Source organism: Actinoallomurus soli (assembly GCF_024055715.1).
Taxonomy (GTDB): domain Bacteria; phylum Actinomycetota; class Actinomycetes; order Streptosporangiales; family Streptosporangiaceae; genus Actinoallomurus; species Actinoallomurus soli.
This window is the reverse complement of record NZ_JAMXMV010000012.1, coordinates 79,967-92,133: the sequence shown is the minus strand read 5'-3', so window position 1 is coordinate 92,133 and position 12,167 is coordinate 79,967. Positions and strand designations below refer to the sequence as shown.

At 70.9% G+C, this 12,167-nt stretch carries 12 protein-coding genes; 7 read left to right on the top strand and 5 right to left on the bottom strand.

What is annotated here, in order from left to right; all coding sequences use genetic code 11:
• The first annotated feature begins 162 nt into the window (after window positions 1–162).
• The gene (locus NDW01_RS26960; protein WP_252825330.1) at window positions 163–1,149 is read left to right on the top strand and encodes a DMT family transporter; all 987 of its coding nucleotides are present in this window, start codon (window positions 163–165) and stop codon (window positions 1,147–1,149) included.
• A gap of 1,309 nt (window positions 1,150–2,458) precedes the next feature.
• Entirely contained in the window at window positions 2,459–2,605 is a 147-nt protein-coding gene (locus NDW01_RS26955) for a hypothetical protein (RefSeq protein ID WP_252825327.1), read from the top strand.
• On the opposite strand, the gene NDW01_RS26950 is transcribed toward NDW01_RS26955, so the two are convergent.
• A complete protein-coding gene (locus NDW01_RS26950; protein ID WP_252825324.1) occupies window positions 2,598–3,422 on the bottom strand; it encodes a hypothetical protein in 825 nt (274 codons plus the stop codon). The two genes, NDW01_RS26955 and NDW01_RS26950, sit on opposite strands and share 8 nt — an antisense overlap.
• Before the next feature lie 71 nt (window positions 3,423–3,493).
• Here NDW01_RS26950 and NDW01_RS26945 point away from each other — a divergent pair, with 71 nt between their 5' ends.
• On the top strand, window positions 3,494–4,330 hold the full coding sequence (locus NDW01_RS26945) for a 2,3,4,5-tetrahydropyridine-2,6-dicarboxylate N-succinyltransferase (protein WP_252825322.1): 837 nt from the start codon (window positions 3,494–3,496) through the stop codon (window positions 4,328–4,330).
• A gap of 61 nt (window positions 4,331–4,391) precedes the next feature.
• On the opposite strand, the gene NDW01_RS26940 is transcribed toward NDW01_RS26945, so the two are convergent.
• Window positions 4,392–5,222, bottom strand: coding sequence for a lysozyme (locus tag NDW01_RS26940; protein ID WP_252825319.1), 831 nt, complete (start codon window positions 5,220–5,222; stop codon window positions 4,392–4,394).
• 140 nt (window positions 5,223–5,362) lie between these two features.
• Entirely contained in the window at window positions 5,363–6,214 is an 852-nt protein-coding gene (locus NDW01_RS26935) for a peptidoglycan recognition protein family protein (protein ID WP_252825317.1), read from the bottom strand.
• 219 nt (window positions 6,215–6,433) lie between these two features.
• Here NDW01_RS26935 and dapE point away from each other — a divergent pair, with 219 nt between their 5' ends.
• Together dapE and NDW01_RS26925 are read left to right on the top strand one after the other, a co-directional pair.
• Window positions 6,434–7,489: a succinyl-diaminopimelate desuccinylase gene (dapE, locus tag NDW01_RS26930; RefSeq protein ID WP_252825313.1), complete on the top strand. Its 1,056-nt coding sequence runs from the start codon at window positions 6,434–6,436 to the stop codon at window positions 7,487–7,489.
• 107 nt (window positions 7,490–7,596) lie between these two features.
• On the top strand, window positions 7,597–7,992 hold the full coding sequence (locus tag NDW01_RS26925; protein WP_252825310.1) for a MerR family transcriptional regulator: 396 nt from the start codon (window positions 7,597–7,599) through the stop codon (window positions 7,990–7,992).
• A 9-nt stretch (window positions 7,993–8,001) separates the two neighbouring features.
• Here NDW01_RS26925 and NDW01_RS26920 read toward each other — a convergent pair whose 3' ends face one another.
• Both NDW01_RS26920 and NDW01_RS26915 read right to left on the bottom strand, forming a co-directional pair.
• Entirely contained in the window at window positions 8,002–10,158 is a 2,157-nt protein-coding gene (locus NDW01_RS26920) for a bifunctional polysaccharide deacetylase/glycosyltransferase family 2 protein (RefSeq protein WP_252825308.1), read from the bottom strand.
• Complete coding sequence (locus NDW01_RS26915; protein ID WP_252825820.1) at window positions 10,158–10,658, bottom strand: hypothetical protein; 501 nt, start codon at window positions 10,656–10,658, stop codon at window positions 10,158–10,160. Before NDW01_RS26915 ends, NDW01_RS26920 begins: the two co-directional genes overlap by 1 nt.
• Before the next feature lie 116 nt (window positions 10,659–10,774).
• Here NDW01_RS26915 and NDW01_RS26910 point away from each other — a divergent pair, with 116 nt between their 5' ends.
• Complete coding sequence (locus NDW01_RS26910) at window positions 10,775–11,581, top strand: LOG family protein (RefSeq protein ID WP_252825305.1); 807 nt, start codon at window positions 10,775–10,777, stop codon at window positions 11,579–11,581.
• A complete protein-coding gene (locus tag NDW01_RS26905; RefSeq protein ID WP_252825296.1) occupies window positions 11,581–12,165 on the top strand; it encodes an LOG family protein in 585 nt (194 codons plus the stop codon). Before NDW01_RS26910 ends, NDW01_RS26905 begins: the two co-directional genes overlap by 1 nt.
• The last annotated feature ends 2 nt before the right edge of the window (window positions 12,166–12,167 follow it).

Sequence of the window (12,167 nt, the reverse complement as noted above, 5' to 3'; positions counted from 1 at the left end):
CTCATCAGCGCCGAGGATGCTCGCTGTCACGGGCACCGAAATTCTCGGCACAGCGGCCTGGACCGGGTTTCGCTGACGCGGTGGCGAGCTCGGTACCTCCGCCCGGACCTGGGTAGGGCAAGTCCCTGCAGGGACGAACCCGAGCACGGGAGGAACGCCGAGATGCTCGACCGGCGCGATGACCTCACGACCTCGCATCCCGTTGACACCCCGCCATCCCGATCGCGGTCGCTCGGCGGCCTCCTCAAGAGGGCCGCCGAGCGCATGCCGGTGCCGGTCATGCTGGCCGGCGCCGTCTGCGTCGCCCTGTCCTCGGTCTTCGTGCCGCTCACACACGTCTCGACCGGAACGGTGACCTTATTCCGCAGCCTCCTCTCGATGCCGTTCCTCATCCCGATGGCGCTCTCCGAGGCACGGACCGCGCCGGTCCGCCCGCCGCACTCCCGGTGGAGGGCCTACGCGGCGGGCGTGCTCCTCGCGGGCGACATCCTGCTGTGGAACCAGGCGATCGCCGGCAGCGGCGCCGGAATCGCGACCGTCATCGTCAACGCCCAGGTCGTCCTGGTCCCTCTCCTCGGATGGATCTTCCTACGGGAGCGCCCGACCGTCGCGTTCGCCGCGGTGGTGCCCGTCATGCTCGCCGGGGTCGCCCTGGCCGGCGGGGTCGTCGGCGGCGGCTCCGGGAAGAACCCGGCGCAGGGCGCGGTCTTCGCCGCGGCCGCGGCGCTCTGCTACGCGGGCTTCCTCTTCCTCCTGCGCCAGGCGAGCGACGACGACCACATCGTGGTGCCCGTCACCGAGTCGGCGGCCGCCTCGGGCGTCGTCGCGCTGGTCGTCGGCCCGTTCTGGCACGGGCTGGACCTGCTGCCGGGCTGGGCGGCGTTCGGCTGGCTGGCCGCCATCGCCCTGACCGGGCAGGTGGCGAGCTACCTGCTCATCGCCAGCGCCCTGCCCCGCCTGGCCGCCTCGGTCGGCGCGGCGCTCCTGCTGCTGCAGCCGGTGGGCTCGGTCCTCCTCGGGGCCGTCATCCTCGGCGAACGTCCCACGGTCGTACAACTCGGCGGCTGCGCGATAGTCCTGCTCGCCCTCTACCTCGCCACCCTCACCGCCCGCCGCAGTGCTGACTCCGGCGCCGCCTCCCGTCGGTGACCCTGAGCCGTCGTGTCACGACAGGTCCGCGGAGGCACCGACTGGGCCGTCGCCGTTCTCTCTGTGCCGCCGGTGTGGCCGGCCGACGCCCGTAATGCCGGATCCGCCCCGTCACCGGCGGCGGCAAGGTTCCTGTCCCCAGGCACCCCTTCCTTCTGGCGAACACTGCGTTCCAACAGCAGGATTCATCAGGGATCACGGTGACGAGATACCGCGTCCGGCCGCCGGTCGGTACGGCCGAGGGGGCAGTGTCCGTCGCCGTCGCGATCGGGGCAGCAGGCCACGGTCAGGTCGACGAAGTTCCCGCCTCGGAGCCACCAGGCCCAGACGACGTCGTAGCCCCGGCGCAGGCGCAGGCAACACGATGGCCGCCGTGCGTAAGGTGTGGGCTACCCGCATCCAGGTGGATGCGGAAGAAGCGTGGCTGGGACAAACCCGAGATGGCACGCCGGCTCGCACGCGCAGCAGGTGATGACCGAAGTGATCTCCCAAGTCACGAGACGCTGCTTTCGTACGTGAAACGGTGGGAACGAGGGACCGTCGGCATCTCCGAGCGATATCGGATGCTGTATGCCCGTGCGTTCGGGCTCAGCGAGGATGAGCTATTCGAGGAAGATGTGAACCGTAGACAGTTCGTAGGCGCACTACGCGGCCGAATTGAAGGCGACTGTCGCATTAGTCGACGAAGCCGGTTACACCGACGCGACCGGACGTTCCCTCATGGCAATCGTCGCTGAACAGGCGCAACAGACGGATGGGCCGCCTTCGATGCGGGATGGCAGGCATCTGCACGCAAGCTGTTCCAAGACAGCCTCATCGCGGCCACAGACGCTGGCGATACCTCCTTGATCGCGAACGCACTGGCGTTTCTGGCCTATCAGAAGGTCAACGCGGGCCGGCGGCCAAGCCGTGCGATCCCTGTGCTCTCAGGAGCTCTCGCCCGGTACGACGATGCCCATGCGCGGGACAAAGCCCTTTATCTAACATGGCTCGCTGATGCCTACATAGAGGACGGAAACCTCGAGAAGGCCGTGGCCGTTGTCCGCCGTGCCCTCCTCCTATCCGCCGATGTATCGTCGGCGCGGCCCGCGCCCGCATCACTGAGTCACTCGTGGCCGAGATAGATGACGAACTCGCTGGGCGCATCTCGCCGCGTGCTGGATGCGGTCGGAGCAGGGGACCGTACGCACGCGGACATCCTCCTGCGGGCACAGGGCCGGTGCGCTGCCGTCGGAGGCGCTGTCCCCGTCGCTGCGCCGGCTCACGGTGGGAGAAGTAGATCCTGGCCGTCCACGAGCCCCTGTCGGCGGTGCCCGGCACGGCCCTGTACCGGGTGGCGGACACCAACCTGCGGCTGTACCTGGGCATCCTCCGCGTCCGCCACGAACAGGCACGGCGGGGACGTCATCGCGGCCTGGCGCGGATGAGGGCGGGCCGCGCCGCCGGGCTCAGCTGATCAGGACTCGGTCCGAGGGAGCCTCACTGTCCTTGGTCCAGCCGTCGTGGCCCTGCGCCGCCCGCCAGCGCCGGCCGGCGTAGCGGACCTCGTGGATGCCGTACGGCTGGGCGTGCGCGACCATCCAGGTCGCGATCGTCCACCCGCTGCGGGTGCTGGGCGCGGTGATGCCGTCGCCGGTGTCCTTGCGCTTGAGCGTCTTGCTTAGCTCGCCGAGGGCCTGCCGGGCCTGGTCCTGCTTCTTCCGCTTGTTCGGCGGGTACCAGCAGCGTACGGCCCCGGGCGCGCGCCCGGTGTAGGCCGCGGCCATGATCCGGGCGTCGTCCTCGTGCCGGGCGTACGCCTTGCCGTCCGCGCTGCGCTGGACCTTCTGGGCCGCGTCGTGCACGGGCAGCCCGGTGTAGTCCTTGACCTTGACGAGTGCGCTGAAGAACCGGTTCGCGGCGTAGACCGGGTCCTTGAGCTGGGTGGACGTACCCCAACCCTGCGACGGGCGCTGTTGGAAGAGACCGACGGAGTCGCGGTCGCCGCTCTCCAGGTTCCGCAGGTGCGACTCCTGCAGCGCCGTCGCGTACGCGATGACGACGGCCTGTTCGGGGAGTTTCTTGCGCAGGGCGACGGCGGCGATCGTGGCGGCGTTGGCGGCCTGGTCGAGGTCGAGCGGCATGACTCCGGTGTTCGTACGGGCCTCGCAGTTGGTGCCGTGGAGATACGGGCGGAAGTGGACGTACAGCGCGACACCGCCACCGACGATGACCATCGTGGTGACCAACGCGATGATGGCGAGCCGTAGCCGCCTTCCACTCGTCCGACTCACGGGCACGAAGGTACCCGTTCCTTACGCCCTGCCGGACATCCGCCGACGGCGCCGCCGCTATTCTCACGGGCATGACCGACACGTTCACCAGCCCGATCTCAAGCGCCATCGATGAGCTGTGGGAGCGCCGGGCCGACCTGAGCCCCGAGGACACCGACGCCCGATCCGCCATCGTCGGCGCGGTCGACCTGATCGACGCCGGGCAGGCGCGCGTGGCGTTCGTCGACGAGTCCACCGACGAGGTGATCGTCGACGAGCGTGCCAAGCGGGCGATCCTGCTGAGCTTCAAGGTGCTGGGCATGAGCCGCGCGCAGGTGGGCGACTTCCACTACCACGACCGGATTCCGCTGAAGACCCGTCTGGACGGGGTGCGCGTGGTGCCCGGCGCCATCGCCCGCTGGGGGTCCTACCTCGCGCCGGGCGTGGTCCTGATGCCGTCGTTCACGAACATCGGCGCGTACGTCGACTCCGGCACGATGGTCGACACCTGGGCGACGGTCGGCTCCTGTGCGCAGATCGGCAAGAACGTCCACCTGTCCGGCGGCGTGGGCATCGGCGGCGTGCTGGAGCCGCCGAACGCCAAGCCCGTCATCATCGAGGACGAGGCCATGATCGGCAGCCGCTCGATGATCGTCGAGGGGGCCCGGGTGGGCAAGGGGGCGGTCGTCGGCTCCGGGACGAACCTGTCGGCCTCGATGCCGGTCATCGACGTGGAGACCGGCGAGCAGCTCGGCCGGGGCCGCATCCCCGACTGGTGCGTCGCCGTCGGCGGCACGCGGCTGAAGGAGTTCCCCGGCGGCACGTTCGGGATGCCCGCCGTCCTGGTCATCAAGCGCCTCGAGCCGGGCGTCCGGCACGACAAGAGCCAGCTCAACGACGTCCTGCGCGACCACGGCCTGAGCGCCTGACGTCCTTCGCACGCGCGAGGTGCCGGGGCGGGACCGCCCCGGCACCTCGGCTCATCGATGATCAGGTGTTGTTGGCGAGGGCGAGCAGGCGCGTCGAGTCGCCGTTGAAGGTGTCCTGGTCACCCGGGAACGTGCCGCTGTCGGCGTACTGCCAGAAGGTGTAGAAGCTCCAGCCGTACGGCAGGGTGCCCGCCGAGCTGGAGTACCGCGCGATCCACAGCGGGCTGTTCGTCGCGAAGGTCGCGTCGTTGTTGCCGGTGCACTGGGTCCACCAGTCGAGGGTCGTGTAGATGACCGCCCACCGGCCGGTCTTGGTGTGGTACTCGTTGATGAAGGAGTGGATCCAGCTCTTCATCGAGGACTGGCTCAGGCCGTAGCACGTGGCGCCGTACGGGTTGTACTCGATGTCGAGCGCGCCGGGCAGCGTCTGGTTGTCGCGGGACCAGCCGCCGCCGTGGGCGGCGAAGTAGTCGGCCTGCGCCGCGCCGCTCGAGGTGTTCGGCGTGGCGAAGTGGTACGCGCCGCGGATCAGGCCGACGTTGTAGGACCCGGTGTACTGCTGGGAGAAGTAGGGGTTCTGGTAGGACGTGCCCTCGGTCGCCTTGACGTAGGCGAACTTGGCGCCGTTGCTCTTCACCGTGCTCCAGCCGACGTTGCCCTGGTGGCTGGAGACGTCGAGGCCGGGAAGCCCGGCCACCATCGGGCTGACGGTGCCGTCGGAGGTGCTCCGGGCGGCCAGGCCCGAGCCGGCGTGGTCCTTGTCGGGGTGGGTGATCGGGTTCGGTGACGCGCCGGCCGCGGGCGCGGCGGCGAGGACTCCTCCGGCGACGGCGAGCGCGGCGAACGCCGTCGTCAGCCTGCGGGCGATGCGGTTACGGGGGGACGGGGCCACGGTTTCCTCCTGGGGATCGGGAGTGGCGGGGGCGGAACTGCCGTGCGGGCGGGTGGACTCGGGAGGCCGGGGACGGAGGGCCCGGCCGTCAGAGGTGGCGGGCGGTGCCCCGCGAAGGGGCAGGGGGAGGGGCCCGGCCGTCAGGGACGGCGCTCGGCGGCGCCCACGGCGGGGCCGTGGTCGCCGAGGGTCCGCGGTGCGGGCAGGCCGGACCGCGGAACGGACGCCTCGGCGCGCGCGGCGGACGCCAGTCCGAGGGCGCCGGCGACCTGTGAACGGAGCCGGGGCAGCTGGGCGTACAGCGCGTCGCCGGGGCACTGCGTGGTGGAGTTGTAGTCGCGGTGGCCGACGATGGCGGTGGACGGTGAGAGCCCGTAGATGTCGCACAGCCACGCGAGGGTCTGGACGAGCGAGTTCCACAGGGCGGCCGGCGGGAGCTCGGTGATGTAGGTGCCCTCGTTCTCGATGCCGAGGGTGTGGCCGTTCTCGTTCGCGCACTGGGCGCCCATGACGTTCGCGCCCTTGCCGATGGCCTCGATGGAGCGGTTGCGGCCCTCCATCACGTAGCCGCCGCGGCTGATGGTGAGCTGCTGCCCGGTGTCGCTCCAGCCGTTGGTGTCCATGTGGAGGTTCTGGCAGTCGCGGGACAGCTGGAAGGCATGGGCGAGCGAGTAGTCGGTGGAGTTCGGGAAGGCCATGTGGTGCACGATCAGGTGATCGGGCGCCTTGATGATCGTGGCGGGTGAGGTCGGCGGCCGCGCGCCCCACTCGGCGCGCGTGTAGACGTGCGGCGCGGTGACGGCGCGCGCGGAGCGCGGGCGGGTGAGGTCGGTGGCGCCGAGGAGGACGGCGCCGCCCGCGACGGCGGCGGCACGCCTGAGCACCTCGCGGCGGCCGGGGCCGGGGCGTCCGGTGAGGTCGGCACGACGGTCGGAGTCGGGGTCGGGCGGGGGCGCGCTCGGTCTGCGGGGATCGGCGGGGACGTGGGTCATGGCGGGGAGGTCCTTCCGGCGGGGGTGAAGGGGTGATCCGCTCCCTCACAGGTAAATAACCAACGCGCCAGGGCCGAAGTAAGTGGAAAATTCCCTAATACTCGGCGTCTTCGTTGGCAGGTCAGCGCATCCGCGCAGCTCAGCACGCTCGGGATCGCGGTCCCGGCCCCCCCGGGCGGCTGGCCGGATCCGGGCATCACTGGCGTAGGCTCAGGCCCCATGCGGCTTGATCTGACTCAGGACGTCGCGTCCCTGACCGCGGCGATCGTCGACATCGAATCGGTGAGCGGCAACGAGAAGGCCCTTGCCGACGCGGTCGAGGAGGCGCTGCGCGCCCTGCCCCACCTGTCCGTCGAGCGGGACGGCGACACCGTCATCGCGCGGACGTCGCAGGGCCGGAGCGAGCGGGTCGTGATCGCCGGGCACCTCGACACCGTCCCGATCAACCAGAACCTCCCCTCCCGCGTCGAGGGCGACCGCCTGTACGGCTGCGGGACCGGTGACATGAAGGCGGGCGTCGCCGTACAGCTCAAGCTGGCCACCATCCCGGAGACCACCCGGGACGTCACGTACTTCTTCTACGAGTGCGAGGAGATCGAGGAGGAGCGCAACGGCCTCAAGCGCATCGGCCAGACCCGCCCCGAGCTTCTGCAGGCCGACTTCGCCGTCCTGATGGAGCCGTCGGGCGGCATCGTCGAGGGCGGCTGCCAGGGCACGATCCGCATCGAGGTCAGGGTCGCCGGAGAGCGCGCGCACAGCGCGCGGTCGTGGATGGGGACGAACGCCATCCACCAGGCCGGCGCGGTGCTCGACCTCCTGCGGTCGTACGAGCCGGCGCGGCCCGTGGTGGACGGCCTGGAGTACCACGAGGGGCTCAACGCGGTGTTCGTCCGGGGCGGTGTCGCGGGCAACGTGATCCCCGACGAGTGCGTCGTCACGATCAACTACCGCTTCGCGCCCGACAAGTCCCTCGCGGACGCCGAGCGGTACCTCCGGAAGCTGTTCGACGAATACGAGGTGACCGTCGTCGACGGTGCGCCCGGCGCGCGGCCGGGCCTGACGCATCCGGTCGCGGCGGCGTTCACCGAGGCCACCGGCGGCGAGGCGCGCGCCAAGTTCGGCTGGACCGACGTGGCGAGGTTCTCTGAGCTGGGCATCCCCGCCGTCAACTACGGTCCCGGCGAGCCGAGCCTGTCGCACACCCGGGACGAGTACGTCGAGATCCCGCGTATCTTCGCCAGTGAGGAACGCATGCGGACCTGGCTCACGACCTGACGAACGCCACCCGGACCCGGGTAGCGGCGCGGTGACGTGGTCCGCACCGACGACACGGACGAATTCCCCCGACTCCTGCAGCGGCATCGACCTGGGAAGGTGGCCTGATGGGCCAGGTTCTGGCCGACGGACTCACGATCGCGGAGGCGGCCGAGCGCACCGGCGTCTCCACGCACACCCTGCGCTACTACGAGCGGATCGGCGCGTTCCGGGAGCCCCCGGAGCGCGACGCCAGCGGCCACCGCCGCTACACCGAACGCGACCTGTCCTGGATCACCCTGCTGACGCGGCTGCGCGCGACCGGGATGCCCATCGCGACCCTCCTGCGCTACGCCGAGCTGGCCCGGGAGGGCAACGGCACGGCGGCCGACCGCAAGGCGCTCCTCGTGGCGCACCGCGCGGAGGTGGCCGCGCGCATCGACGAGCTGCAGCGGGACCTCGAGCTCATCGACCACAAGATCAACGTGTACGAGGAGATCGAGCGGACCCGCTTCGGCCGGTGACGGAGGCCGTCAGACGCCGACCCGGGACGGCAGGGGGTCCCCCTCCGCGAACGTCCCGGTCCGGCGGATGACGTGCCAGCGCAGCCGGGCGCCCAGCACGGCCGTGACCAGCGACTGGATGACGACCAGGTACATCAGCTGCCGGTAGACGATCTGCTGCAGCGGCATCACCCAGAGAGTCCTCAGGCGTTCGCCGTCGAGCCGCAGGGCGTACGTCGCGGCCGCCGCCTGCGCCACGGTGAACGCCACCCAGGACCCCGCGACGGTCAGGGGGTTCATGACGAACACGCCGTACACCGCGAAGAGGTCGACCACGGGCGCGAGGCACGGCAGCGCGACCTGGAAGAGGGCCAGGTACGGCAGGCAACGGCGGCCGAACCGGCCCGACCGGCCCCGCTGGACCAGCGCCCGCTTGTGCTTCCACATCGCCTGCAGGGTCCCGTAACACCACCGGTACCGCTGCCGCCAGAGCTGCCGCAGCGAGGACGGCGCCTCGGTCCACGCGAGGGCGGTCTCCTCGTACACGACCCGCCAGCCCGCCCGGCAGATCGCCATGGTCAGGTCGGTGTCCTCGGCCAGGGTCTCGGTGCTGAGGCCGCCGACCGAGGTGAGAGCCGCCCGCCGGAAGGCGCCGATCGCGCCGGGCACGGTGGGCATGCACTCGAGTACGTCGAACATCCGCCGGTCGAGGTTGAACCCGATGACGTACTCCAGGTGCTGCCAGCGGCCGATGAGACCCTTGCGGTTGGCCACCTTGGTGTTGCCGCTGACCGCTCCGACACGCGGGTCGTCCAGCGGGCGGACGAGGTTGCCGATCGTGTCGCGCTGGAAGACCGTGTCGCCGTCGACCAGGACCAGCACCTCATGGGAGGCGTGCGCGATGCCGGTGTTCAGCGCGGCCGGTTTGCCGCCGTTCGGCCGCCGGACGAACCGGACGTTCGCGAACTCCCGCTCCAGACGCGCGCCGATGACCGGGGTGTCGTCGGTGGACCCGTCGTCGACGATCAGCACCTCGATGGGAGCCGGGTAGTCGGTGGCGATGAGGGAGCGCACCGTCGCCGCCAGGCCGACCTCCTCGTTGTACGCGGGGACGATCACCGACACCGGCGGCGGAACGTTCCCGGTGGCGTGTTGCGACCTGGCGCGGCGGCGGCGCTCGCGTCGCACCCGCCGTACGTGGACGTGTGCGAACAGCGGGAGGGCGAACAGCCGGAGAGTGGTCAGCACGCCGGCGATCCCGAACAGGATGCCGAGCCAGCCGGTCAGCCGGTCGGACCAGCGCTGGCCGTCGATCAGCGCCGTTCCGGTGACCCTGTCGAGGGTCGGGGCGGGCACGTCGGCGGCCGGCAGCCGCATCGCCTGGCTGAGCGTGGTGAACCGGTATCCCTTGGCGGACAGGCGGGTCAGCAGCACGTCGAGGGCCCGCACCGTCTGGCTCCGGTCGCCGCCCGAGTCGTGCAGCATCAGGACCGCGCCGGCGCCCTTCCGGGGCGTCGCGGCCTGCACGATCTTGTCCACGCCCGGGCGCTTCCAGTCCTCGGTGTCCTGGTCGGTGAGCGCCACGACGTAGCCCTGCCGGCCGGCCTCCTGCGCCGCGCGGTACTCGGGTGCCGACAGGCCGTCCGGCACGGAGGAGTACGGCATCCGGATGAGCCGGGTGTGGATCCCGGCCGCGCCGGCGAGCGCCCGCTGGGTCAGGTCCAGCTCGAAGCGGATGCGCCAGGGAGACGAGCTCGCCATGTCGATGTGGGTGTAGGTGTGCGAGCCGATCTCGTTGCCCTCGCGGATGGCCCGGTCGACGATGTCGGGGTGGTCGGCGACGTGCGCGCCGATGACGAAGAAGGTCGCGTGCGCCCCGTGACGGCGCAGCACGTCGAGGATCTGCGGGGTCCAGCGGGGGTCCGGGCCGTCGTCGAAGGTCAGCGCGATCGTACGGCGGGGGGCGCGGACGCTCTTGGGGGTGCCGTCCGACAGGTTGACGACGGGGCCGCCGTCGGCGACGGCGGCCGGCGCCGAACCGTCCTTGGAGTACTCGTGCTGAGTCGACTCTCCGACGACACCGTGCGCGTATCCCGCCAGCAGGAGGCCGCCGACCAGCGTGAGGGCGCCGAGGAGCAGCAGGAGCCAGTGGCCGCGTGGGTCGCGCCGCCCCTTCTCGCGTGCCATCAGGTGTGCCTCGGGTGCGGGCTCTTCGTCAGCCCGACGCCCTTGCCCTTGCCCTTGCCGCGGGTCGTCGGCGTGGCGGTCGGAAGCGCCGGGGCGGAGGTGGTGGTCCCGGCGGTCGGCGTCGCGGATCCCGGGGCGGGGCTCGTGCCGGTGGTGGGGGCGGCACCGGCCTTCGGGGAGCCGGACGCGCGGCCGGTCTGTGCCGGGCCGCTCGGCGACCGGTGGCCGGTCGGGCCTCCGCTCGGGAGGGAGCCGTCGGCCCCGCCGCGGGGCATGAGCAGCTGTCCGGCATGACCGTGGCCGGACGCCGAGTGACGCGTCTGGGGCCACGGAGTCAGCGGCACACGCGCCCCGGTGGCCATCCCGACCGCGACGAGCACGAGGTAACCCGCGATGAGGCACCCGAGCGCGATTCCCGTACGGCGCATGATCCGAGCCCGGCGCCCCGTCGGATCGACGAAAACGGGGTCCGGTTCCAGAACCTCAGTCGCTTGGTTCACGGGAGGAGTCTAGAACCAGACAAATCGACGTACGGCACTAAAGCATTCTTCGTTGGGCAACGGGTATGTCTCAAGGTCGGTCTGAGGAGGTTGCGCGGCTGGTTACGGTAAGGGCCATGCGACCTGAAGAGACGCCGCGCAGGAGACGACAGGGTCCCGTGACGCTCCGCGGCAAGGCGATCCCCGCCACCACCACCGACCAGCGACTCCTCGACTCCCGCGGCCCCTCGGACTGGCTGCACACCGACCCCTGGCGGGTGCTGCGCATCCAGGCGGAGTTCGTCGAGGGATTCGGCCTGCTGGCGGAGCTGCCGCGCGCGGTGAGCGTCTTCGGCTCCGCGCGGACGAAGCCGGGCTCGGAGGAGTACGAGCTGGCCGAACGCATCGGCACGCTCCTCGTCGACGCCGGCTACGCCGTCATCACCGGCGGCGGACCCGGCATCATGGAGGCCGCGAACAAGGGAGCCGACGAGGCCGGCGGTCTCTCGGTCGGGCTCGGCATCGAGCTGCCGTTCGAGCAGAAGCTGAACGACCACATCGACGTCGGCGTGGAGTTCCGCTACTTCTTCGTCCGCAAGACGATGTTCGTGAAGTACTCCCAGGCATTCGTCGTGCTCCCCGGCGGATTCGGGACGCTGGACGAGCTGTTCGAGGCCGTGACACTCGTGCAGACCAAAAAGATCACGCGTTTCCCGATCGTGCTCGTCGGCACGGATTTCTGGGGCGGCCTGGTCCAGTGGATCAAGGACCAGATGCTCCCCGCGGGCAAGATCTCTCCGGAGGACCTGGAGCTGATCTCCGTCACCGACGACCCCGCCGAGGTCGTCGAACGCATCAGGCGCGCCCACGAGACCCAGGAGCGCCAACTGGAGGAGCGCGCGGCCCAGGAGGCCCAGGCGCGCGACGGAGGGAACGGAAGCTGATGCGCGTCTGCGTCTTCTGCTCGTCCAGCGGCCGCATCGACCGGCGCTACGTCGAACTGGCCGCCGAGGCCGGCGCCGAGCTGGCCCGGCGGGGACACACCCTGGTCAGCGGCGGTGCCACCGTCTCCTGCATGGGGGCCGTCGCGCAGGCCGCACGCGAGGGCGGCGCCCGGACGGTCGGCGTCATCCCCAAGGCCCTCGTCGACGTGGAGATCTCCGACGACGACTCGGCCGAGCTGATCGTCACCGAGGACATGCGCGCGCGTAAGGGCGAGATGGACCGCCGGTCCGACGCGTTCCTCGTCCTGCCGGGCGGGCTGGGCACCCTGGAGGAGCTCTTCGAGATCTGGACCGCGCGGGTCCTCGGTATGCACGAGAAGCCGATCGCGATCCTCGACCCGTACGGCCTGTACGAGCCGCTGCGCGACCTGATGAAGCACCTGCTCGACGAGGGGTTCGCCCGGCCGCGCATCTTCGACGCGGTCGGCTGGGCCACGACCGTCGAGGAGGCGTTCGACCACCTGGAGCGCTCGCCCGTGCGCATGCAGCCGACCGCGGAGGACTACATCGAGTCCGAGCCCTGATC